Genomic DNA, 23,957 nt, shown 5'->3' with positions numbered 1-23,957 from the left:
CATGTCACCGGCTCGACAGCCACCTGAAGGGGCGCGAGGCTGTGTCGATATGCGGCTCCGCCGCGTGGGCGCGACAAGCCACACACAACCGGCACTCGCCCAATAGGCCACAGCCCCCGAGCCAATGGGCGACCCGCCACCGCCGGAGGCACCCGGCACCGCACGTCCGTACGTGTACGGCAACACACCTTGCGACCGGATACCCTTTGACCAGACACGCGACCCATCCCACAACAGCACACGCGGCCGAGGAGTCACCCGGATGAGCACCACCCAGAGCGAGAGGCTGCGAGAGCTCCTGGAACCGCTCGTCAGCTCCCAGGGCCTGGATCTCGAAGAGATCGCAGTGGACTCCGTCGGACGCAAGCGGGTGCTGCGCGTGGTCGTCGACTCCGACACCGGTGCCGATCTGGACCAGATCGCCGATGTGAGCCGCGCGCTCTCGGCGAAGCTCGACGAGACGGACGCGATGGGCGAGGGCGAGTACACCCTCGAGGTCGGAACCCCCGGCGCGGAGCGCCTCCTCAAGGAGCACCGGCACTATGTGCGCGCCGTGGACCGGCTGGTGAAGTTCCAGCTGGCCGAGGGCGGGGAACTGGTCGCCAGGATCCTCGAGGTCGACGACGAAGGTGTTGACCTCGAAGTGCCCGGGGTGAAGGGCCGCAGGGCGACCAGCCGCAGACTCGCCTTCGACGACATCGACAAGGCGCGCGTGCAGGTCGAGTTCAACCGCAAGGACAAGAACGAGAAGGAAGAGGAGGCGTAGCCGTGGACATCGACATGAGTGCCCTGCGGGGCTTGGTACGGGAGAAGGAGATCTCCTTCGACCTGCTGGTCGAGGCGATCGAGTCGGCCCTCCTCATCGCCTACCACCGAACCGAGGGAAGCCGCCGCCACGCGCGCGTGGAGCTCAACCGGGAGACCGGCCACGTGACGGTGTGGGCGAAGGAGGATCCCGAGGACCTCGAGGAGGGACAGGAGCCCCGCGAGTTCGACGACACCCCGTCCGGCTTCGGCCGTATCGCCGCCACCACCGCCAAGCAGGTCATCCTGCAGCGGCTGCGCGACGCCGAGGACGACGCGACGCTCGGCGAGTACGCCGGCCGTGAGGGCGACATCGTCACCGGAGTGGTCCAGCAGGGCCGCGACCCGAAGAACGTGCTGGTCGACATCGGCAAGCTGGAGGCCATCCTGCCGGTGCAGGAGCAGGTGCCGGGCGAGACGTATCCGCACGGCATGCGGCTGCGCTCGTACGTCGTACGAGTGGCGAAGGGCGTCCGCGGCCCGTCCGTGACCCTCTCGCGCACCCATCCGAACCTGGTGAAGAAGCTCTTCGCCCTGGAGGTGCCGGAGATCGCCGACGGGTCCGTGGAGATCGCCGCGATCGCCCGCGAGGCCGGTCACCGCACCAAGATCGCCGTACGGTCCACCCGTTCGGGCCTGAACGCCAAGGGCGCCTGCATCGGCCCCATGGGCGGGCGTGTGCGCAATGTCATGGGCGAGCTGAACGGCGAGAAGATCGACATCGTCGACTGGTCGGACGACCCGGCCGAGATGGTCGCCAACGCGCTGTCGCCCGCCCGGGTCTCCAAGGTGGAGGTCGTGGACCTCGCCGCCCGCTCCGCGCGGGTGACGGTGCCGGACTACCAGCTGTCGCTGGCGATCGGCAAGGAAGGGCAGAACGCCCGCCTCGCGGCCCGGCTGACCGGCTGGCGGATCGACATCCGCCCGGACACCGAGCAGGCCGAGGAGCAGCGCGGAGAGCCGCGCGGGGAATAGATCCAAGCCGCGCATGGCTCAGATCACGACAGTTGCATGCGCGGAACTGTTCGATTCTTGCCCCAAAGGGGTGAGGTCGCCACGGGGAGGTAGACTTAAGGGTGTCTGGCCGGACGCGTGCCCGCGCATGCCCTGAGCGCACCTGTGTGGGGTGCAGGCAGCGAGCGGCCAAGAAGGATCTGCTGCGCATCGTGGCGGTCGAGGGCGCATGTGTCCCCGATCATCGCGGTACGCTGCCCGGCCGGGGTGCTTATGTGCACCCCGCCCTGGTCTGTCTCGACCTGGCGGTACGCCGCCGGGCGTTCACGCGGGCGCTGCGCGCCCCGGGAGCGCTCGACACAAAGGCGTTGCGCCTCTATGTCGAGCAGGCAACACCGTAAGACGTGGTCGTGCGGAACCTCCGTGCGGCCCTGGTACCCCGCGAGTTGGAAGTAGGTCGAGATTGCGATGAGCACTCGATGAGCACGCGATGAGTACGCCCATGAAGTAGCGACGGTCCGGCCGCAACCCGGACCTAAAAGGAGCGAAGTGGCTAAGGTCCGGGTATACGAACTCGCCAAGGAGTTCGGGGTTGAGAGCAAGGTCGTCATGGCCAAGCTCCAGGAACTCGGTGAATTCGTCCGTTCGGCGTCTTCGACCATCGAAGCGCCCGTCGTCCGTAAGCTGACGGACGCCCTCCAGCAGGGCAACGGAGGCGGCAAGTCCGCCCCCGCACGCAAGGCTGCCCCGGCTCGTCCGGCAGCCCCCTCTCCCGCGCAGGCCGCCCGTCCGGCCGCCCCGCGCCCGCCGGCCCCCAAGCCGGCCGCCGCCGAGAAGCCCGCGGCTCCCGCCGCGCCGGCCGCTCCCGGCCCCCGTCCCACCCCGGGCCCGAAGCCCGCGCCGCGGCCCGCCCCGGCGTCCCCGGCTCCGACCACGCCCGAGTTCACGGCGCCTCCGGCGGCTCCCGCCGCCCCGGCCGCCTCCCAGGGCCAGGGCTCCGGCCCGCGTCCGGGCGCTCCGCGTCCGGCAGGCCAGGCCCCGCGTCCGGGTGCTCGTCCCGGCGCCCCCGGTCAGGGCGGCCAGGGCCGTGGTGACCGTGGCGACCGTCCCGGTGGCGCCCCGCGCCAGGGTGGCGGCGCTCCGCGTCCCGGTGCCCGTCCGGCCGGTCCCCGTCCGGGCAACAACCCCTTCACCTCCGGTGGCTCCACCGGCATGGCGCGCCCGCAGGCGCCCCGTCCGGGCGGCGCTCCGCGTCCCGGCGGCCCGGGTGCCCCGGGTGGCGCTCCGCGTCCGCAGGGTGCCGGCCAGGGTGGTCCGCGTCCCCAGGGCGCGGCGGGCGGTCCCCGTCCGCAGGCTCCGGGCGGCCCGCGTCCGACCCCGGGCGGTATGCCCCGTCCGCAGGGCGGTCCCCGTCCCGGCGGCGGTCCCGGCGGCCCGCGTCCGAACCCCGGCATGATGCCGCAGCGTCCGGCTGCCGGCCCGCGTCCCGGCGGCGGTGGCCCCGGCGGCCGCGGTCCCGGCGGCGGCGGTCGTCCCGGTGGCGGCGGCGGTCGTCCGGGCGGCGGCGGCTTCGCCGGTCGTCCCGGTGGCGGCGGCGGTTTCGCCGGTCGTCCCGCCGGTCCCGGTGGTGGCGGTGGCGGCGGCTTCGCCGGTCGTCCCGGCGGCCCCGGTGGTGGCGGCGGCGGTCGTCCCGGCTTCGGCGGTCGTCCCGGTGGTCCGGGCGGTCGTGGTGGCACGCAGGGCGCCTTCGGTCGTCCCGGCGGTCCCGCGCGCCGCGGTCGCAAGTCGAAGCGGCAGAGGCGCCAGGAGTACGAGGCCATGCAGGCCCCGTCGGTCGGCGGCGTGATGCTGCCTCGCGGCAACGGCGAGACCGTTCGCCTGTCGCGCGGTGCCTCCCTCACCGACTTCGCGGAGAAGATCAACGCCAACCCGGCGTCGCTCGTCGCGGTCATGATGAACCTGGGCGAGATGGTCACGGCCACGCAGTCCGTCTCCGACGAGACGCTGCAGCTCCTCGCGGGCGAGATGAACTACGAGGTTCAGATCGTCAGCCCCGAGGAGGAGGACCGTGAGCTGCTCGAGTCCTTCGACATCGAGTTCGGCGAGGACGAGGGCGGCGAAGAGGACCTGGTCGTCCGTCCGCCGGTCGTGACCGTCATGGGTCACGTCGACCACGGTAAGACCCGACTGCTCGACGCCATCCGCAAGACGAACGTCATCGCGGGCGAGGCCGGAGGCATCACCCAGCACATCGGTGCCTACCAGGTCTCGACCGAGGTCAACGACGAAGAGCGCAAGATCACCTTCATCGACACCCCGGGTCACGAGGCGTTCACCGCCATGCGTGCCCGTGGTGCGCGGTCGACGGACATCGCGATCCTCGTCGTCGCGGCCAACGACGGCGTCATGCCGCAGACGGTCGAGGCGCTCAACCACGCCAAGGCGGCCGACGTGCCGATCGTCGTCGCGGTCAACAAGATCGACGTCGAGGGCGCCGACCCGACCAAGGTGCGCGGTCAGCTCACCGAGTACGGGCTGGTGGCCGAGGAGTACGGCGGCGACACCATGTTCGTCGACATCTCCGCCAAGCAGGGTCTGCACATCGACTCCCTGCTGGAGGCCGTGATCCTCACCGCCGATGCCTCGCTCGACCTGCGGGCCAACCCGCACCAGGACGCGCAGGGCATCTCGATCGAGTCCCGTCTCGACCGCGGCCGTGGCGCCGTGTCGACGGTCCTCGTCCAGCGCGGCACCCTGCGGGTCGGCGACACCATGGTGGTCGGCGACGCGTACGGCCGAGTCCGGGCGATGCACGACGACAACGGCAACAGCGTGGCCGAGGCCGGCCCGTCGACGCCGGTCCAGGTCCTGGGCCTGACCAACGTCCCGGGTGCGGGCGACAACTTCCTGGTGGTGGACGAGGACCGTACGGCCCGTCAGATCGCCGAGAAGCGCGCCGCCCGTGAGCGCAACGCCGCGTTCGCCAAGCGCACGCGTCGTGTCTCCCTCGAGGACCTGGACAAGGTGCTCAAGGCCGGCGAGGTCCAGCAGCTCAACCTCATCATCAAGGGTGACGCTTCTGGTTCCGTCGAGGCGCTCGAGTCCTCCCTGCTCCAGCTGGACGTCGGCGAAGAGGTCGACATCCGCGTCCTGCACCGCGGCGTCGGTGCGGTCACGGAGTCGGACATCGACCTGGCGATGGGCTCGGACGCCATCGTGATCGGCTTCAACGTCCGTGCGGCGGGCCGCGCGGCGCAGATGGCCGAGCGCGAGGGCGTGGACGTCCGCTACTACTCGGTCATCTACCAGGCGATCGAGGAGATCGAGGCGGCCCTCAAGGGCATGCTCAAGCCGGAGTTCGAGGAGGTCGAGCTCGGTACGGCGGAGATCCGCGAGGTCTTCAAGTCGTCCAAGCTGGGCAACATCGCGGGTGTTCTCATCCGCTCCGGCGAGGTCAAGCGCAACACCAAGGCGCGCCTCATCCGCGACGGCAAGGTGGTCGCGGAGAACCTCAACATCGAGGGTCTGCGTCGCTTCAAGGACGACGTCACCGAGATCCGCGAAGGGTTCGAGGGCGGTATCAACCTCGGCAACTTCAACGACATCAAGGTCGACGACGTCATCGCGACGTACGAGATGCGCGAGAAGCCGCGCGTCTGATCCAGCACGCGATCGGGGCCGATCGGCGGGGAAGTTCCTCCACGGAATTTCCGTCGATCGGCCCCGGCCGTTGCGTGTACGGTTCCCGTATCGGCGTCGAAGCGTGGCGCCCGTACCCCGAACCGGCGGGACATCCGGACACACATGTATGTGGGGACTCTGTCCTTCGACCTGCTCCTCGGCGACGTCCACTCGCTCAAGGAGAAACGCTCTCTCGTCCGTCCGATAGTGGCCGAGCTCCAGCGCAAGTACGCGGTGAGCGTGGCGGAGACGGGCAACCAGAACCTCCATCGCCGGGCCGAGATCGGCCTCGCGATGGTTTCCGGGGACACGGGACACCTCTCCGACGTACTGGACCGCTGCGAGCGGCTGGTCGCCGGGCGGCCCGAGGTGGAACTGCTCTCGGTTCGACGCAGGCTCCACAGCGACGAAGACTGAAGCACGAAGTAAGCACTTAAGGAGACGGACCAGTGGCCGACAACGCGCGTGCCAAGAGGCTGGCGGACCTCATCCGAGAGGTGGTGGCCCAGAAGCTGCAGCGTGGGATCAAGGACCCGCGGCTCGGCTCGCACGTCACCATCACGGACACCCGGGTCACCGGGGACCTGAGGGAGGCGACCGTCTTCTACACGGTGTACGGGGACGACGAGGAGCGGGCGGCCGCGGCCGCCGGTCTGGAGAGCGCCAAGGGCGTCCTGCGCTCCGCGGTCGGTGCGGCCGCGGGCGTGAAGTTCACGCCGACGCTGACCTTCGTCGCGGACGCCCTGCCGGACACCGCCCGGACCATCGAGGACCTCCTCGACAAGGCCCGCCAGTCCGACCAGAAGGTGCGCGAGGTCTCGGCCGGCGCCACCTACGCCGGCGAGGCGGACCCGTACAAGAAGCCGGGTGACGAGGACGAGACGGACGACACCGCCGAATGACCCAGAAGAACCGGACGCCCGACGGGCTTGTCATCGTGGACAAGCCGTCGGGCTTCACCTCGCACGACGTGGTCGCCAAGATGCGCGGCATCGCCCGCACCCGCCGCGTCGGGCACGCGGGCACCCTCGACCCCATGGCGACGGGCGTACTCGTCCTCGGCGTCGAACGCGCCACCAAGCTGCTCGGTCACCTCGCGCTGACCGAGAAGGAGTACCTGGGCACGATCCGCCTCGGGCAGACGACCCTGACCGACGACGCAGAGGGCGAGATCACGGGGTCGACAGACGCCTCGAAGGTCACCCGCGAGGCCGTCGACGCCGGGATCGCGAAGCTCACCGGCGACATCATGCAGGTCCCGTCCAAGGTCAGCGCCATCAAGATCGACGGTGTGCGCTCCTACAAACGGGCGCGCGAGGGCGAGGAGTTCGAGATCCCGGCCCGCCCGGTCACCGTCTCGTCCTTCGCGGTGTACGACGTCCGGGACGCCGTCGCCGAGGACGGCACCCCGGTGCTGGACCTGGTGGTCTCCGTCGTCTGCTCGTCCGGCACCTACATCCGGGCCCTGGCCCGCGACCTGGGCGCCGGCCTGGGCGTCGGCGGCCACCTCACCGCACTGCGCCGCACCCGCGTCGGCCCGTACAAGCTGGACGCGGCGAAGACGCTCGACGCGCTCCAGCAGGAGCTCACGGTGATGCCGATCGCCGAGGCGGCCACGGCCGCGTTCCCGCGCTGGGACGTGGACGCCAAGCGGGCCCGGCTGCTCACCAACGGCGTACGGCTGGAGATGCCCGAGGTGTACGCGGGCGGCGGCCCGGTGGCCGTCTTCGACCCCGAGGGGCACTTCCTCGCACTCGTCGAGGAACAGAAGGGCAAGGCGAAGAGCCTGGCCGTCTTTGGCTGAGCCCCCGTAACACACAGGCTCCGCCTGCCCGTGGAGCGGCGGTCACGGGGTTGTGCCCGCCGCTCCACGGTCCCCCCTCGGTTCCCCCACCCCTAGGGTGTATCCACCGACCCCCGCCTGTTCACCCGTGCGGGCAGGCGCTCGGAGTGAACCGAGGGAGCGGAAGGGGGCGCGTTCGCCAAGTGATCTGTCCCGCTGATCATCGTGGCCCTAACGTCGAACTGAGGGCACAGATGTACGGCGGGGAGGCTCGAACATGGCGGGACGGGGCCCGCGGACCGGGGGCGGACACCGGCCGGCGGAGGACACGCGAACGGGGCACGCCCCTGACGGGGAACCGGCCGCGCGCGACGCCGCCCTGGTCCGCATCCACGACCTCGCCGGCCGCCCCCGCGGCACCGGCTTCGTCGCCGACCACCACGGCACCGTCATCACCAGCCACGAGGCCGTCGACGGGCTGCCCAGGCTCGTCCTGCACACCGCCGGCGACCGCACCTGTCTGGTGACCGCGGACGCGGTGACCCCGCTGCCCGACCTGGACATGGCCCTCGTACGCACCGAGGGCCTCGGCGTCGAACCGCTGCCGGTCACGGTCCGGGACCGGGTCGAGACCGGCCGGTACGTCCGCCTCGCCGCCGGCTGCTGGCGCGAGGCGCGCGTGCTCGGCGCGACCTCCGTGACGTATGCGGCGACGGACCGCTTCCATCTCCTCGACGAGGCCCTGGAGTTGGCCATCGGCACCACCGGCCGGGACGCCCTCAGGCTGGGCGGCGGGGCGGCCGGCGGGCCGGTGCTGGACGCCGAGACCGGCGCCGTCGTCGCCGTCCTCGGCACCGCACTGCACTCCGGCCACCGCGACGTCGGCTTCGCGGTCCCGCTCCGCCCCCACTCTCGGCTCCGCTCGAGCGGGGGGACCCCCATCGCACCGAGCGGCGCGCTCGGCGACCTGCTGGCCCGGAACGCGGAGACCGTGCCCGCCTACGGAGCCGACCTCAACCTGGCCGGTGTACTGGAGCTGACGGCCACGTCGGTGGGCCAGGACGGCCCTCCGGGGACGCTGGAGGGCTGCGTCGGCCGGACGGGCGTCGAGCCGGTCGAACGAACGGAGGCGGCAAGGCAGTTGGCCGCATTCGTGCAGGGCCCGGCCACTGTCCTCGGCCTCGTCGGGCCACCGGGCAGCGGTCGTACGACCGAACTCGCGTCCCTGGCCGCCCGTCGCAACCGCGGCCCTGAACCGGCCCCCACACTGTGGCTGCGCGGCGCCGACCTGAAGGAGGACGACACCTCGGTCGCGGATGCGGCCGCCCGGGCACTGGCCCGCGCCGCCCGCATCGTCGCGGCGGCGAAGTCCACCTGCGCGGCCGCCCTCGGCGACACCGGCCCGAACCGCCTCGCCCAGGCCGCCCGCACGGCGGACCGCCCCCTGCTCCTCCTCCTGGACGGCCCCGAAGAAATGCCACGCGCCCTGACCCACCGCCTGCCGGAGTGGACCGAGGGAACGGCGCAATGGCTGCGGGAGACGGGGACGCGCCTGATCGTGGCGTGCAGGGCGGAGTACTGGGAGGTCTTTTCAGCCGCTGCCGGCACGCTTTGTGGCGCCGGTCCGCATATTCCAGCCCGTCCGGCGATTGAGGACGAGGCCGTTCAGGCCGATAGCGGGGGTCTGGGGGCGGCAGCCCCCAGGGACGGGACGGGCAGGGGAGGCGGGGGCGACCTCCCCTGCGTGCGCCTCGGCGACCTCACGGAGGACGAGGCCCGCAGAGCCCGCGCGCGCTACCGCATCCCCGAGGGCACCCTCGAAGCCCCCGACGCCCGCCACCCCCTCACCCTCCGCCTCCTCTCGGAGATCCACGCGGCCCTCCAGGACGCCCCCCACGCCCGCGTGGACCGCAACGACGTCCTTGCGGCCCATCTCGACCTGATGTGCCTGCGCATCGCCGTCAGACTGGCCGCCGAGAACGGCCTGCGAGGCGCCGCCGTGCGCCGCCTCGCGGCAAAGGTCTCCGGCCAGGTCCACGAGGCCGCCCGCCGCAGCCTCGGCCCCGGACAGGGCGAGCTGGACCGGAAGACCTTCGAGGCGGTGTTCCCCTGGGGAGCGGCCCCCGCGCGCCTGGGCGGCGGCACCGGCTGGGCGTCCGCGGTCCTCACCGAGGGCCTGCTCGTCCCCGCCGGCAGCGGCTACCGCTTCGCCCACGAGGAACTCGCCGACTGGCTGCAGGGCATGCACCTCGACCTCGACGAGGCCCTGCGCACCCTGGTCCACCACGGCCGCACCCCTGACGGCGGCACCCGCGCCGTTCCCGTGCCGCACCACCGCATCGGCCCCGTCGTAGAGGCCCTGCTGCTCCTCGCCCGTCAGGAGGGGCCCGCCCAACTCGCCGTAAGGATGGAGGAGTTGGCCAACGTCCTGGATGCGGACCCGCATGCCTGGTGGCCCGCCCGCCTCCTCACCGAAACCCTGCTGCGGGTACCGGACGCCACCCCGTACCTGGCGGTCCTGCGACGGCTCGCCGACCGTCTCGTGGCCGCACGCCGTCAGGAGTGCGCCAACTCCCGGGAAACCAAGGGCCATTCGCGTCCGGCACCCGCCGCCGGCCCCTTCGCCCCCGGCTTCTGGACCGCCCTGCCGCTACCGCAGACCGACCGCCTCGACCTGCTGCGCCACCTGCTCCTCGCCGACGGCCCCCCGCAGGACACCGGCCCCCGCTATCTGGACGCCGTCTCCCGGCTCCTCGCCGACGACCCCACCACCCTGCAACCCCTCCTCACCCGCTGGTTCGACGACGACCGCCCGCTCCCCGCGACCCCGCACGCGACCGTCGCCGAGGCCGCGCAGGCCCTGCTGCACACCCACCGGCACCTCGCCCTGGACGACCTGACCGAGGTGCTGGTCGACAGCGCGCACCCGAGGGCGGACGAACTGCTCGCCGTACTCGCGGAGGACGAGCCGTCGACCGTCTGCCGGGCCGTCGACCGGTGGGCGCACGACGAGCGGCCCGCGCGGCGGGTGGCGGCGGTGGCGTACGGCCTGCGCGCCGCGCCCCACATCCGTACCGACGCCGACCGCGAACTCCTGCGCTACGCCGCCCTCGCCCTCCTCGCCCGCCCCGCCGACTGCACCCTGCACGGCGGTGCGCTCGCCCTCCTCGTCCGCGATCCACGCACACGTGCCCGCCATCTCCCGCAGGCGCTGCGGCAGTTCGCCGGCGGTGACCCGCACTTCCCGGCGAGCGCCCTGGTCGCCGCCCTGACCACACATCCGGAACCGGTCCTCGACGCCTTCCGTGAGCGTCTGCGCGGCCCGGACGCCGGTCAGGCGCTGCGCACGCTCGCCGACGTCACCACGCCCCCGCTGGCCCGCAGGGTCGCCACGCTGGTGCGGGAGGCGGTGGAGCGGCGCCCGGAGACCGCCGCCGACGTGGCCGCGTACGTCGACCGGCGGCTCGACCAGGGACCGGAGGCCCGCGCCGTGCTCTTCCCCCTGGTCACCGGTCTGCTCGACGGAGGCCCGGAGGAGGTGCGGGCCGCGCTCGCCGCCGTGCTCGCCGCTCCCGGCACCCCCGCCTCCCGCGTCCTGCGCCGCGAACTCCTCGACTTCCTCCTGACCCACGAACAGGCCCCCACCGTCCTGGACACCCTGCTGCACGCCGCGGCCCGTCACGCCGGCGACGACGCACGCGAGCTCGTGCACCGCACCGGACTGCTCCTCGTCCGCACCCCGGACGGCGCGGCCCGCTTCGACCGCGGCCTGGTCGACCTCGCCCGGCAGCTCCCCGGCTTCGCCGCCCGCATGTCCACCTGGCTGACCGAGACCCCGCAGACCTGGTCGGCGGTGGTGGGCCCCGGCGCCCGCCGCATGATCGAAAACCTGGCGGGCACCCGCGTGCCGGTCTGAGCAGCGAGGGACTGTATGGATATCGACACAGCCCGTGGAGCGCGTGGCGTGCGTCGGGTCACAGCCCCCATGCCGATGCGGGCCGTTCGGGCCGGGCATGGCACCCTTAGACCTGCGTAAGAGGTCGGTAGACACGGACACGGGTTCGAGGAGCGGTCACAGTGCAGCGCTGGCGTGGCTTGGAGGACATCCCCGAGGACTGGGGGCGCAGCGTCGTCACCATCGGCTCCTACGACGGAGTCCACCGCGGTCACCAGCTGATCATCCGGCATGCCGTGGACCGCGCCCGTGAGCTGGGTGTCCCCTCCGTGGTCGTCACCTTCGACCCGCACCCCAGCGAGGTCGTCCGCCCCGGCAGCCACCCGCCGCTGCTGGCCCCGCACCACCGCCGCGCCGAACTCATGGCGGACCTCGGTGTGGACGCGGTCCTGATCCTCCCCTTCACCACGGAGTTCTCGAAGCTGTCGCCGGCCGACTTCGTCGTCAAGGTCCTGGTCGACAAGCTGCACGCCAAGGCGGTCGTCGAGGGCCCGAACTTCCGCTTCGGCCACAAGGCCGCCGGGAACGTCGAGTTCCTCACCGAGCAGGGCAAGGTCTACGACTTCGAGGTCGAGGTCGTCGACCTGTATGTGCGCGGTGAGGCGGGCGGCGGCGAGCCGTTCTCGTCCACCCTCACCCGGCGCCTGGTCGCCGAGGGGGACGTCGAGGGCGCCGCCGAGATCCTCGGCCGCCCGCACCGCGTCGAGGGCGTCGTCGTACGGGGTGCGCAGCGGGGCCGTGAGCTGGGCTTCCCGACCGCCAACGTCGAGACGCTGCCGCACACCGCGATCCCGGCCGACGGCGTCTACGCCGGCTGGCTGCACGTGGCGGGCGAGGCGATGCCGGCCGCGATCTCCGTCGGCACGAACCCGCAGTTCGACGGCACCGAGCGCACGGTGGAGGCGTACGCCATCGACCGCGTGGGCCTCGACCTGTACGGCCTGCACGTGGCCGTGGACTTCCTGGCCTACGTCCGCGGCCAGGCGAAGTTCGAGTCCCTGGAGGCCCTGCTGGAGCAGATGGCCGAGGACGTCAAGCGGTGCCGCGAACTGGTGACGGTCGCCGACTAGCCGTACCGGAAAGCGTTTCTACGACGACGAAGGGCGGCCGGTGCCCGAGAGCACCGGCCGCCCTTCGTCATTCCCGTACCGCTACTGCTGGGTCCAGCCGGGCGGCATGGCGCCCGGCTGCGGCGGCTGCCCCTGCTGCGGGTCCTGGGGCGGCTGCTGCTGCCAGCCCTGGCCCGGTGCCGGCTGCTGCGGGGGCTGCCCCCAGCCCTGCCCCGGCTGCGGGGCGCCGCCCTGCTGGCCGTAGAGCTGCTGCTGGGGGTCCTGCTGCGCAGGTGCGTAGCCCTGCTGGGGCTGCTGCGGGTACTGCATGTTCGGGTTGCCGAAGCCCTGCTGGGTACGGGCGAAGTCCTCGGCGATGAGGGCCGCGAGATCGAAGTAGGCCTCGCGGGTCTTGGGCCGCATCATCTCGAGGTCCACCTCGGCGCCCGCCGCGAGGTGTTCGTCGAAGGGGATCACGACGACACCGCGGCAGCGGGTCTCGAAGTGCGCGACGATGTCCTCCACCTTGATCATCTTGCCCGTCTCGCGGACCCCGGAGATCACGGTGACCGACCGCTGCACGAGATCGGCGAAGCCGTTCGCCGACAGCCAGTCGAGCGTGGTCGAGGCGCTGCTCGCACCGTCCACCGAGGGGGTGGAGATGATGATCAACTGGTCGGCGAGGTCGAGGACCCCGCGCATCGCGCTGTAGAGCAGGCCGGTGCCCGAGTCGGTGAGGATGATCGGGTACTGCCGGCCCAGCACATCGAGCGCGCTGCGGTAGTCCTGGTCGTTGAAGGTGGTGGAGACCGCCGGGTCCACGTCGTTGGCGATGATCTCGAGGCCCGAGGGCGCCTGCGAGGTGAATCGGCGGATGTCCATGTAGCTGTGCAGTTGCGGGATCGCCTGGACGAGGTCGCGGATGGTCGCGCCCGTCTCGCGCCGGACCCGTCGGCCGAGCGTGCCGGCGTCCGGGTTGGCGTCGATCGCCAGGATCTTGTCCTGGCGCTCGGTGGCGAGGGTGGCGCCGAGCGACATGGTCGTCGTGGTCTTGCCGACGCCGCCCTTCAGGCTGATCACCGCGATCCGGTAGCAGGACATCACCGGCGTACGGATCAGACCCAGCTTCCGCTCCCGCTCCGCCGCCTCCTTCTTGGCGCCGAGCTTGAAGCGCGAGGGGGCCTGGTTGTTCTTGCGGGCCTTCGGCTGGTTGCGCAGCAGCCGGTCGGAGGAGAGCTCCACGGCGGCGTTGTAGCCGAGCGGGGTCCCCGGAGCGGCTTGCTGCTGCTGGGGCGCACCGGGTCCGGCCTGCGGGCCGGGCGGGGCGGTCCAGCCCTGGTTGCCGTACGCACCCGGTTGCTGCTGCTGGGGCGGCTGTGGCTGCGGCGCCTGCTGCGGGGGCTGGGGCTGTGCCGGAGGCTGCTGCGGATAGCCGTAGCCCGGCTGCTGGGGCGGGTAGCCGTAACCGGCCTGCTCGGGCTGCGGCGGATAGCCGTAACCGGGGGCCTGCGGCGGTGCGGGCTGCGGCTGGGCGGCCTGGGGCTGCTGCTGCTGCGGGTAGCCGTATCCGGCGGCCTGCGGGTGGGGCTGCCCCGGCTGGGCGGCCTGGCGCGGGTCGGCCGGTGCGGGCTGCCCGCCCTGCGCCGGGTATCCGGGCTGCGGCTGGGCCGGGCCGAACGTGCCCTGCGGCGGCGCCTGGTGGGCCGGCTGCCCCGGCTGCGGCTGGACAGGGGGCCGGCCGGGCTGCTGCGGGTAGCCGTAACCGGCCGCGGCCTGCGGGTCCGGCTGCGGGACCGCCTGGCCCGGGTGTGCGGGTGCGAAGCCCTGGGGCAGCGGGGGAAGCCCCGGTGCGGCCTGGGGCGGGGTCGGGGCCTGTGCGGTGGGCTGCGGCTGCGGCTGCGGCTGCGGCTGGGCGACGGGCGGGGGCGGGGGAGCGGCCGGCGCCACCTCGGCCTCCGGTTCTTCTTCCGTCGTCGCCGGGGCGGGGGAGTCCGCCTCGGGGGCCGGCTCGTCGGCACCGGCCGCGGACGCGGCGGGGTCACGCTGCTCCGGCTCGTCGCCGTGCGGCTCCTCCGACTCGGCGTCGTCGTCGTCACCGCCGAACAGGCGTGCCGCCTCGGCGTCGGCGGCCACATGGTTGAGCTCGGCCTCCGGCTGCTCGGGGGCGGCCGCCGCCGGGGTGGCGGTCTGCGCGTCCTCGTCGACCGGCTGCAGCACGGGGAAGCCGGGCGCGGCGGCCGGCGGCGCGGCAGGCTCCTGCTGCTGGGGCGCGGCGGGCGGCGGTGTGGGCGTCGGCTGCTGGGGCGCGGTGGGCGGCGCGGCCGGCTGCTGCTGCGGTGCCGCGACGCCGCCGGACGTGTCCTGGCCGGGCTGGGGCGGGGCGACCGCGCCCGCCTGCTGGGGGTAGCCGTAGGCGCCGGGCGTCGTCGGCGCGGCGGTGGGCGGCGCGGCCGGCTGCTGCTGCGGTGCCGCGACGCCGCCGGACGTGTCCTGGCCGGGCTGGGGCGGGGCGACCGCGCCCGCCTGCTGGGGGTAGCCGTACCCGCCGGGCGTCGCCGGCGGGGCGGTGGGCGGCGCGGACTGCTGCGGCGGGAATCCGTAGCCACCCGTGCCCTGGGCCGGAGTGGGCTGGGTGGGCTGCGACGGCGGTGCGGGCTGCTGCGGTGCGGTCGGGGCGGGCGGCTGTGCCGGTGCGGGGGCGGGTGGCGCGGGACGCTGCGGTGTGACGCCCGGGGGCCCCGTGGGTGCTCCGATGGGCGGCCCGCTCGGCGGCGGCGGCGATTGCCGCCCGCCGTCCTGCTGGCCACCGGACGAGGAGCCACCCTGCGTGCTTTGGGCGTACCAGGCGGGCGGCTCGTAGACGATTTCGAACTCGCCCGTGAGGTCCACCTCGTGATCGTCCCCGTCCGAGGAAGGGCTGCCGCCGTTGTACTCGGACCGATCCCTGTTCACTGCTTGCCTCCTGGTCAGCCACTGCTGCTGAGCTGGTCGTCGTCGCGGCCGGGCGGACCGAGTGGCGAGTCCCACGCGACTGCGATCGTCACCGCACCACCAGAAGCCTAATCACTCACATGGCGGGACGGAAAAGCCCCCATGGGTGCGAACTCAACAGCCTCACGGGTGCGGCCGGTTCGCACCGTTCGCACCCTTCCCCCGGTGACGACGACGCGTCAGTCCATCCGTCGGGCCACGCCGAGCAGGCCCGTCTCCGCATCGGTGGGTTCGGTCATCACGAACTTGTGGTGCTTGCGGGTGCACCACAGGGCGGCACCCTCGTGCAGCGCCGGCAGGTGCTGCAGATGCTCGTTCGGGACGCCCAGGGTGTCGCGCACGACCTCGATCTCCTGCGGCGAGATGCGCTGGATGCCGACCAGCTGCGCCTGAGCCAGCCAACGCGGCGCGTGCTCGCTGACGTAGGGCAGGACCGTCACCACGGCCTGCCACGGCACGGAGGTCACCCGCCCGCGCGGCGGGCGCACACCGCAGTCCCGGATCAGTACCACCGGACTCGACACCGACGGTCCCTGCGCGGGCACCCGGCCCACCGGATAGACCGTCACGCACTGCTGCCCGCCGCCCGCGGCCTGCGCCAACTGCTGCCACACCTGCGGACGTCCGGTCTCGACGCCCACGCGCGCGCCCGTCGCGGCGGCGCGCAGCGCCAGCACCTGGGCGAGCCACAGACCACCCACGAGGACGACGTCGAAGGCGGTCGGACGGGACAGGCCCAGCACGGCCGGCTGCGAGTCCGGGTCGGTGCCGATGAGCACACCGTCGTCGCCGATGGGCATGCTGATCGCCGCGAGTTCGTCGGCGGTGACGACATGGCGGTTGCGGCGCGGCCCGCGCAGCCCGAACCCCGGGCTGACGATGCGCCGTTGCTGCTGCGGGGTCTCCGGCTGCCGGATGATCGGGATCATGCCGGTGTCGGTCGGCGAGGCCACGTGGGCCGGCGTCGTACGGCCGGGGGTGCGGCCCTGCTGTCCCGGTGGCATGGTCTGCGGGGGGTAGGACATCAGTAGGTACCTCCGAGCGGCAGGGTGGCGAGGGCTCCGGGGACCTGTTCCCGGTCGAGACGGACCAGACCGGCCTTCGCGGCACTGGCGGCCCGTTCCAACTCCCGTCCCACCTGGCCGAGTTCGCTGTCACCACGGGCGGTGACCCGGATGTGCCCGGTGAGCGAGACACCGCGGTTCCCGGCCTTGCTCAGGGTCATGCTGAACGTCGTGGCGAGCACCGGCAGCGAGGTCAGCCGTGTGACCAGCTCGGGCAGCGCCACACCGCCGTTGCCCAACTGCGGCCAGCGGGAGACCCAGTAGGTCGCGTGGTACCGGTCGTCGACCCGCCAGGACTTCACCGCCTCGACGGTACGGCGCTGGGGCGCCCGTCCCTCCTGGCCGTGCTGCGCGTTGGCGCGCGGGTTGAGGCAGCTGGACGTGGCGAGGGCCTGCACCAGCTCGTTCTCGTCGAGGATGGTCGCCTTGAAACCGGCGCCGGCCAGTCGGCTGGACAGCTGGTCCGCCACCCGCAGCAGCGCCTTCTGCGCCCCGGGGACACCGTCCCCGCGCGCCTGCACCGCCTCCGGGCACAGCTCCGGGTCGAGCTTGAGGGCGACCCAGGTGAGCCGGAGCGCGGGCGAACCGACCTGCGCCTGCAGGGGGCCGTACGACCGCGCGGCGAGCGACTGCGCGGGCAGATGCGGCGCGGGCGCCGGCTGGGTGTGCTGCACGACCTGCGCGGAGGCGAGGCGGATCCCGTCCACCTCCAGGGCGTCCTGGATCAGCCGCAGCGGCAGTTGACGGTGGGCGGCTGCGGGCCGCAGCGGCTCGTCCGCCGGCTGCACGAAGAGGACGGCGGTCAGGAAGGTCCCGTCGCCGATCATGCCGATCGAGCGGTTGTCACGGGAGACGAAGCCGTACGTCCGCAGGGCCGGGTCGCACTCCACGACCGGCGCGAGCATCGCATCGGTCCCGGGCGGTACGGGCAGCTTGGCGTCGCGTCGGCGCTGCCGCATCGCGCGCGTCGTCTCGTACCACTCGGGCAGCGGACGGCGTCCCCGGCGCAGCACCGCCAGCAGAAGCAGCAGCACCGCCACGACACCGGCCGGGGCCAGCAGCCAGGAGGTGTCGGCGGCCCAGGCGGCCAGCATGACCGCCGCCGCGAGCTCCACCAGGATCAGCTGCTGCAGGCGCACCGGACCCAGACCGCCGGGGCGGGGCAGCGTGCGCGGCGACGCGGCGGCGGGGGCGGCAGGAGCGGCGGGTGTACGACGTCTGTCGCCGGGCCCTCCCTGTTGCTGCTGTGCGCGGCGACCGCGCCGAGTGCTCGTAGCGCTGCTCATCCCCCGGGACATCCCTTTCGAGAACTATGTGGCCGCTCATGGGGCCACCACTGGGCCTTGGCTGGGCCCACAACATCCATGTGGGCGGCTCACGGTACCCGTTGCGAAACACCAGACGACACACGGGACACCGAAACCCCAGGTGGCCAGCCTTTCACGGACCGGGCCCGCATGGTGAAGCGCTGTGGTGAAGCTCTGTGAAGATGCGGGGTCGGCCCAACACCTGGTGAACCGGCGTCCGGTGGCGCAGGGCATAGTAGGTGCCTGCGCGGCCGAAGTGGCCTTTGGAACCGATCGAGCAGCACGAGCACGATCAAGTGCAGCAGTGCAAAACGATCAAGTGCAGCAGTACAAAACGGGAGAAACGGGGACCATGGCAAAGCGTCAGGACGAGCTCGCCGCCTACAACTTCGCTCGCAAGCGCACCGTCGCGGCGTTCCTGGCGCCGTCGCCGGGCGGCTCGGAGGAAGGCGCACCGCGTCCCATGCGCACGGTGACGCCCAGCCTTGCGCTCGGCGTCGTCCTGGTGATCGGCTTCATCGCCTACGGCGTGATCAAGCCGGCCGCACCGGCGGGCTGGGACAAGCCCGGCGAGTACATCATCGTCGACAGCGACTCCACGACGCGTTACGTCGTCATCAACGACAAGACGCCGAACGGCAAGGAGGTCGCGACGCTGCACCCGGTCCTCAACTACGCCTCCGCCAAGCTCCTCCTCGACAAGGGCAAGGGCAGCGTCCTCGAGGTCTCCGGCAGCGAGATCGACAAGAGCAACATCCCGCACGGCGCGACCATCGGCATCCCGTACGCCCCGGACCGCCTGCCCTCCAAGGAGGACGCGGAGAAGGCGAAGACCTGGGCCGTGTGCGAGCGTCCGGCGCCTGGAGGCTCGGCCGACTCCATCGACCGCGCCGTCTTCGTCCTCAACGCCGAAGACGCCAAGACGCTGGACGATTCCGGCAAGGTCGACTCCGGTGAGGCGCTGTACGTCAAGGACAGTAAGACCGGTGCGCGCTACCTGATCGACCGCGACGGGAACCGATTCCTGCTGGGTGGACCGGCTTTCGACAAGACGACCATGGCGCAGCTGCTCTCGGCCGTCATCGGCACGTCCGCCGAGCCGCAGCCGGTGAGCCAGGAGTGGCTGGCCACCTTCAACAACGGCGGGGCCATCACCTTCCCGACCGTCCCGGACGCGGGCGGGACGACGACGGCCAAGGGCCTGCCCGCCGGTGCGACCACGGTGGGCCAGGTACTGGAGTCGGAGGACGCGCAGGGCAAGCAGTACTACGTGGTCCTCCGCGACAAGGTCGCCTCCGTCACCCCGTTCGTGGCGGAGTTGCTCAAGCAGTCACCCAAGGCCCAGGCGCCCGGAGTCACCAAAGTCCCCCAGAACGTCATCATCGCGGCCAACGGCGGCGCGCCGGACAAGTTCTACGGCGACAAGGGCTGGCCGGAGGCCGTCCCGCACCAGGCCAACCCCGCGTCCACGGCGAACGGCCAGGCCCGCACCACTTCCTGCAGCGTCTACGACGGCACCTTCGGCGCCGACAAGAAGCCGCAGCTGGCCGCCTGGGCCGGAACGGCGTACCCGAAGAAGGTCGTCTCCGGTTCGGTGAGCGCCTACGTCTCCTCCGGCTCGGGCCTGCTCTTCAAGGAACTCACGGGCGTGGCGGGCGGCGGCGGTGCGCAGTACCTGCTGACGGACACGGGCCTGCGCTACTCGCTGCCGTCGAACAACGACAGTGCGGCGAAGGGCAAGGTCGCCGGTTCGTCCTCCTCCGGCTCCGACGGGTCGTCGCAGAACGCGAGCGAGACGGACAAGGCCCGCACGCGACTCGGCTACGAGGACATCACCAACCCCGCACTGGTGCCGCAGACTTGGGCGGAGTTCATCCCCAAGGGCCCGACGCTGGACACGGGCAGCGCGTCGCAGGAACAGAGCCAGTGACCGTGCAACTACCGTAGCCAGGTCGGCGGTTGCGGTCGCCGACTGTCAACGGCCGGACATGCGCGGGCACTTGAGCGCACAGGGTTGTTGATCACAAGATGATCGCCCAAGTGTGTGAGCCGTGTAACTGATTGGTCTTGCCTGTGGATGTGAGACAGGCTGACGATAGAGTGTTTGCAGCGCTCAACGGTGCGAAGCTTCTCCGGGCACCAAGTAGGTTTCCCGGATCAGTCAACATGAACGACGACATGGGGGAAGGTCATCATGGCCGGCCAGTTCCGGGTAACAGAGGACGAACTCACCAAGCTCTCCGGTGACATCAGCACTGTCAACGGCCAGCTGCAGGGCGAGATCCGCCGTCTGAACGGCGTCATCGAGCAGATCGCCGGCGGCTGGAAGGGCCAGGCGGCCACGTCCTACCACCAGCTGCAGGAGCGCTGGAACCAGGACGCGAAGAAGATGAGCGACATCCTCAACGACATCAAGGAAGCCGTGGACTCCACGCGGAGCAACTACTCCGCGTCGGAAGAGCAGCAGAACTCCGAGATCAGCAAGATCATGTCGGACTTCGGCTGAGCCGTACCCCGGCTCCGACCGATCCACTGGGCCTGTGGGGCCCACTGATCCTGATCGATCCCGAACGACTTCCTAACGACTCTTCCTGAAAGGGAATGACGATGTCGATCCTCGTCAATTACGCAACCATCACCAACGCCTCCACGGACGTGCGCACCACCGCCGGCCGCATCAAGCAGCAGCTCGACGACCTCGAGGCCGCGGTCAAGCGCGTCGCCGCTACCTGGGAAGGCGAGGCGCAGGAGGGCTACCAGCGCAAGCAGACCGAGTGGGACAAGACGGCCCAGGACCTGCACAACACCCTCCTGAAGATCTCCACGGCGCTGCAGAGCGCCGCCGAGAACTACCAGGCCACGGAGAAGAGCAACGCCTCCACCTGGGGCTGAGCCGTCGGCGACCCGAGGCACATGAGGGACCTGAGATGAAGAGAATCGGCCCAGCCGACGCCACGGCGTCAGCTGGGCCGTCCTCTGCTTCGGGCCCGTACACAGCAAATTCAGCAAACCTTCACACTCGTCATCGGGACGTCCGGCATCGGTACGTCAGGAAGCCCTGGGGGCCTGAATCATGAGGGGCCTGAACGTGGAGGGCCGCAGAGCCCGTTCGCGTAGCCGCAACGACCGCAACAGTGGAACCCGCGCACTGCAGCGGGTTTTCGGCGTGCTTGCGGCAACCGGGATCTGCATCGCCTCGGCCCCGCCGGTATTCGCATCCGACGGTCCCGCCTCCGGCGGCGCGAAGTTCGGCCTGGCAGCGAGCACGGAATGCGTCTTCGGCGGCGACGTCATCAAGTCCACGCCCTGGTCCCTCCAGCGGATCCTCCTGGACCAGATGTGGGGCCAGGCGACGGGCAAGGGCGTGACGGTCGCCGTGATCGACACGGGCGTGGACAGCTCGAATCCGCAGCTTCGCGATGCCATGGCCGGCGCCGGCAAGACCTACGTCGACGGTGCCGCGAACAAGGACATCGAGGGCCACGGCACGCGGGTGGCGGGCATCATCGCCGCCCGTCCGATCGACGGCACGGGCTTCGAGGGCATCGCACCGGACGCGAAGATCGTCTCCTACCGCTATACGGGCGGCGAGAACAAACAGGGCGACTCGAAGACCATGGCCCAGGCGATCCACGACGCGTCCGTCTCGGGCGCGAAGATCATCAACATCTCCTCCGACACCGCGGACAAGCAGGACAACCAGCTGCTCCGGGACAGCGTGGCGGCAGCCGTGCGGAGGGGCGCCCTGATCGTGGCGGCCGCCGGCAACGACGGAGCCGACGGCAAGTCCGCGAACACCTACCCCGCGTCGTACCCGGGCGTCCTGGCGGTCGCCGCCTCGGACCGCAACGACGAACGCGCCTACTTCTCACAGGCAGGCGACTTCGTGGACGTCGCGGCACCGGGCGTCGACATGGTCTCGACGGTCCCCAAGAAGGGCCAGTGCACGGCCGACGGCACAAGCTTCGCGGCGCCGTATGTCGCGGGCGTCGCGGCCCTGCTGAAGCAGAAGCACCCGACCTGGACGGCGGACCAGATCGCCACACGGATCGAGGAAACGGCCCAGCGCCCGGGCCGTGGCCCCAACCGCTACATCGGCTGGGGCGTGATCGACCCGGTGGCCGCCCTGACGGACAACTCAAAACCGGCGTCCTCCCCAACCCCGGACCCAGCGGTGAAGGCCGGCTCTGGCGGGGTCGTCCCCATGGCGGTGACCATGGGCGAGAGCGAGGCGGAACGGGAGCGCCGCACAGCCATTTATGTGGTGGGGGCGGGGCTCGCGGCGGTGCTGGTGATTGCGGGGAGCGGGGTGGCTGTGCGGGACTGGCGGAGTCGGCGGGTAGGAAGAGCTGGGCGGGTCGGGTAGGCGGCCACACCGGCCGAATCGGCCGATGTGGCCGATGACTTGGCACCGAGCGGTGCCGACAACTTGAGGTACAGGGGAGAGGACAACGGGGTATGAGCGACGGGATGCGGGTTGATCTGAGCGCGCTGGATGAGGTCATCCGGAAGCTCTGGACGTTGCTGGACGATATGGATAAGGCGGGGCAGACGTCTCGGTACAACACCGAGATCTCGATGGCTGCGTTCGGGGGTAACTGCACGTTCTTGGAGGCGGGTGAGCTCTTTTCCGCCCACAAAGACGCCAAGAGTGACCTTGAGGGGGCGATCAAGGGGCTGCACGACCTGATCGACAGGTTCGGCAGGAGTACTTCCAAGGTGAAAGACAAGTACACCGAGCAGGAGTACGCGAACAAGCACCAAATGGGTGGTGGCTCCGGGGGCTCGAGCGGCAAGTGGGACTAGTAGTCCGGATCGAGAATCACCTACGAGGAGGAGTTCAAAATGGCCGGTGACAAAGAGCAGCCAAAGCCAGTCCTTGAGCAGCCCATGTGCATCGCGGGACGTCCCAAGACCAAGACTCAATTCATCGACTACTCACTCAAAGAGCTCAAGCAGATGCTTGAGGGTACCGACCCGGGTCTAATTGAGGAAACAGGTCGTCACTGGGGAAAGGTCAACGAAATCCTCGCCGGAGGCCAGGACGGGGGGATCGCTGGCGTGCTCGACAAGGCGGTCGACAATGTCTTGGAGCACTGGAGCGGCGATGCCGCCCAGGCCTTTGAGAAAGAGGCGCGCAAGATTGCGCAGAGTATCCGGAATGCGGCTTGGCATGCGGATCTCAATAGCTCTCAGATGGCTGACGCGGCCACACAGTTGCGTACGTACAAGCAGCAACTGGATGAGATCAAAGAACCCAGCACCATGGACAAGATCGGTGACGCTCTTAGCGACTGGAGTTGGGACAACGGCGAAACGGTAGCCAACGATCTCAAAGACAGCAAGTTGACCACCGCCCAGATTGCGCAGAAGGACGAGGGCAAGATCGGCGCCAGCCGAGAAGCTCAACTGAATGGCGTGGCTGTCATGGAGAACCTTGGTGCGCAATACATGCGGGTCACACGGAACTTGCAAAACAACCGTGCGTACCAAGATGACAAAGGACACATCAAGGAGCCCAGCGGCAATGTGGAGTACCCGCCGCCTGTGACCCCAAGCGGCGCCGGCGCGTCCCGGCCAAGCGTCTCGCAGTCGGGCAGTAAACCATGGAGTGCTGGCCCGACAGCCACCGTGAAGCCAGCACCCACGGTGCCCCGTGACCCGGGCATCACGGGAGGCACGCAGCTTCCGACGAATAAGACAAGTCTTCCGACGACCGGTACGAATGTGGACAGCATCCCCACCGGTATGACGGGGGCTGGTCCCGGCCCTAATACGGGTGTCCCCAGCGGCGGCAATGGCAACTTCGGCGTCAGCGGATCCCCAGGTTCCGGCGTCGGTGCTCCCGGTGGAACGTCCGGCCTCGGCGGTGGGATCGGCTTCGCGGGTGGCCGCGGGGGCATGACCGGTGGCGCAGCGGCAGGCCGCGCTGCTGGAGGGCGAGCCGGTATGGGCGGCATGGGCGGCGGAGGCCTCGGCGCGGCCGGCCGAGGTGGTGCCAGCGCTGGTGGACGTGGAGCTCTCGCGAGGGCCCGTGGCGGCGTGATCGGCGCGGCTAAGGGAGTCACTAAGGGCGCCGGTGGCGGTGCAGGTTTGCACGGCAGCCGGGGTGGAACGCAGGCCGGCGCTGCTGGGGCGGGTGGCAAGGACCGCCGCAAGAAGGAGAACAGCCAGGGCGACCGCCCCGACTACTTGGTCGAGGACGAAGAGACCTGGATCTCGGAAGAGGACCGCAACCGGAACGTGCCGCGGACCATCGAGTAAGCAAACAAGCGGGCTGGACGGAAAGCCGTCGTCTGCCCATGTATAGGCTGGCACCCCCAGCCGTAGCTGTGAGTGAGGAGCAAGGAATTGGGTTTCAAGCGAGTC

The 23,957-nt window shown here is 71.1% G+C and carries 18 protein-coding genes; 15 read left to right on the top strand and 3 right to left on the bottom strand.

The features are described from left to right. The first annotated feature begins 262 nt into the window (after positions 1–262). The 9 genes from rimP (at position 263) to ABD355_RS33930 (ending at position 12,247) form a co-directional block, all read left to right on the top strand. Complete coding sequence (gene rimP, locus ABD355_RS33970) at positions 263–766, top strand: ribosome maturation factor RimP (RefSeq protein ID WP_344404756.1); 504 nt, start codon at positions 263–265, stop codon at positions 764–766. 2 nt (positions 767–768) lie between these two features. Beyond that, on the top strand, positions 769–1,779 hold the full coding sequence (gene nusA, locus ABD355_RS33965) for a transcription termination factor NusA (RefSeq protein ID WP_344404754.1): 1,011 nt from the start codon (positions 769–771) through the stop codon (positions 1,777–1,779). A 101-nt stretch (positions 1,780–1,880) separates the two neighbouring features. Then, the gene (locus tag ABD355_RS33960) at positions 1,881–2,159 is read left to right on the top strand and encodes a YlxR family protein (protein WP_344404752.1); all 279 of its coding nucleotides are present in this window, start codon (positions 1,881–1,883) and stop codon (positions 2,157–2,159) included. A gap of 148 nt (positions 2,160–2,307) precedes the next feature. Further along, on the top strand, positions 2,308–5,418 hold the full coding sequence (gene infB / locus ABD355_RS33955) for a translation initiation factor IF-2 (RefSeq protein ID WP_344404751.1): 3,111 nt from the start codon (positions 2,308–2,310) through the stop codon (positions 5,416–5,418). 144 nt (positions 5,419–5,562) lie between these two features. Continuing rightward, positions 5,563–5,856 carry a DUF503 domain-containing protein gene (locus ABD355_RS33950; protein WP_030944944.1) on the top strand — a complete coding sequence of 98 codons (294 nt, stop codon included), beginning with the start codon at positions 5,563–5,565 and terminating at the stop codon, positions 5,854–5,856. 32 nt (positions 5,857–5,888) lie between these two features. Next, on the top strand, positions 5,889–6,341 hold the full coding sequence (gene rbfA, locus ABD355_RS33945; protein ID WP_344404750.1) for a 30S ribosome-binding factor RbfA: 453 nt from the start codon (positions 5,889–5,891) through the stop codon (positions 6,339–6,341). Further along, positions 6,338–7,243, top strand: coding sequence for a tRNA pseudouridine(55) synthase TruB (truB, locus tag ABD355_RS33940; protein ID WP_344404749.1), 906 nt, complete (start codon positions 6,338–6,340; stop codon positions 7,241–7,243). The genes rbfA and truB overlap by 4 nt, the downstream gene beginning before the upstream one ends. 256 nt (positions 7,244–7,499) lie before the next feature. Next, positions 7,500–11,138 (top strand): trypsin-like peptidase domain-containing protein, encoded by a 3,639-nt coding sequence (locus ABD355_RS33935; protein ID WP_344404748.1) that lies wholly within the window; start codon positions 7,500–7,502, stop codon positions 11,136–11,138. A 161-nt stretch (positions 11,139–11,299) separates the two neighbouring features. Continuing rightward, positions 11,300–12,247 (top strand): bifunctional riboflavin kinase/FAD synthetase, encoded by a 948-nt coding sequence (locus ABD355_RS33930; protein ID WP_344404746.1) that lies wholly within the window; start codon positions 11,300–11,302, stop codon positions 12,245–12,247. 81 nt (positions 12,248–12,328) lie between these two features. Here the strand turns inward: ABD355_RS33930 and ABD355_RS33925 are convergent, their stop codons facing one another. The 3 genes from ABD355_RS33925 to eccE form a co-directional block, all read right to left on the bottom strand. Continuing rightward, positions 12,329–15,178: an SCO5717 family growth-regulating ATPase gene (locus ABD355_RS33925; protein WP_344404745.1), complete on the bottom strand. Its 2,850-nt coding sequence runs from the start codon at positions 15,176–15,178 to the stop codon at positions 12,329–12,331. A gap of 218 nt (positions 15,179–15,396) precedes the next feature. Next, positions 15,397–16,242: a hypothetical protein gene (locus tag ABD355_RS33920; protein ID WP_344404744.1), complete on the bottom strand. Its 846-nt coding sequence runs from the start codon at positions 16,240–16,242 to the stop codon at positions 15,397–15,399. Further along, positions 16,242–17,567: a type VII secretion protein EccE gene (gene eccE, locus ABD355_RS33915; protein ID WP_344404743.1), complete on the bottom strand. Its 1,326-nt coding sequence runs from the start codon at positions 17,565–17,567 to the stop codon at positions 16,242–16,244. The genes ABD355_RS33920 and eccE overlap by 1 nt, the downstream gene beginning before the upstream one ends. 373 nt (positions 17,568–17,940) lie before the next feature. On the opposite strand from eccE, the gene eccB reads away from it, so the two are divergent. The 6 genes from eccB to ABD355_RS33885 all read left to right on the top strand — a co-directional run bounded on the left by eccB (position 17,941) and on the right by ABD355_RS33885 (position 23,852). Further along, positions 17,941–19,518: a type VII secretion protein EccB gene (gene eccB, locus ABD355_RS33910; protein ID WP_344404741.1), complete on the top strand. Its 1,578-nt coding sequence runs from the start codon at positions 17,941–17,943 to the stop codon at positions 19,516–19,518. A gap of 264 nt (positions 19,519–19,782) precedes the next feature. Continuing rightward, complete coding sequence (locus ABD355_RS33905; RefSeq protein WP_115905532.1) at positions 19,783–20,094, top strand: WXG100 family type VII secretion target; 312 nt, start codon at positions 19,783–19,785, stop codon at positions 20,092–20,094. A gap of 95 nt (positions 20,095–20,189) precedes the next feature. After that, complete coding sequence (locus ABD355_RS33900; protein ID WP_115905531.1) at positions 20,190–20,480, top strand: WXG100 family type VII secretion target; 291 nt, start codon at positions 20,190–20,192, stop codon at positions 20,478–20,480. Between the two features lie 274 nt (positions 20,481–20,754). Continuing rightward, the gene (gene mycP / locus ABD355_RS33895; RefSeq protein WP_344404740.1) at positions 20,755–21,954 is read left to right on the top strand and encodes a type VII secretion-associated serine protease mycosin; all 1,200 of its coding nucleotides are present in this window, start codon (positions 20,755–20,757) and stop codon (positions 21,952–21,954) included. Positions 21,955–22,046: 92 nt separating this feature from the next. Beyond that, positions 22,047–22,394 carry a hypothetical protein gene (locus tag ABD355_RS33890; protein WP_344404739.1) on the top strand — a complete coding sequence of 116 codons (348 nt, stop codon included), beginning with the start codon at positions 22,047–22,049 and terminating at the stop codon, positions 22,392–22,394. 39 nt (positions 22,395–22,433) lie between these two features. After that, positions 22,434–23,852: a WXG100 family type VII secretion target gene (locus tag ABD355_RS33885; RefSeq protein WP_344404737.1), complete on the top strand. Its 1,419-nt coding sequence runs from the start codon at positions 22,434–22,436 to the stop codon at positions 23,850–23,852. Positions 23,853–23,957 lie beyond the last annotated feature (105 nt).

The organism is Streptomyces longisporus (assembly GCF_039532765.1).
Taxonomy (GTDB): domain Bacteria; phylum Actinomycetota; class Actinomycetes; order Streptomycetales; family Streptomycetaceae; genus Streptomyces; species Streptomyces longisporus.
Note: the sequence above shows the minus strand (reverse complement) of the source record. Positions and strands in the feature narration are given on the sequence as shown.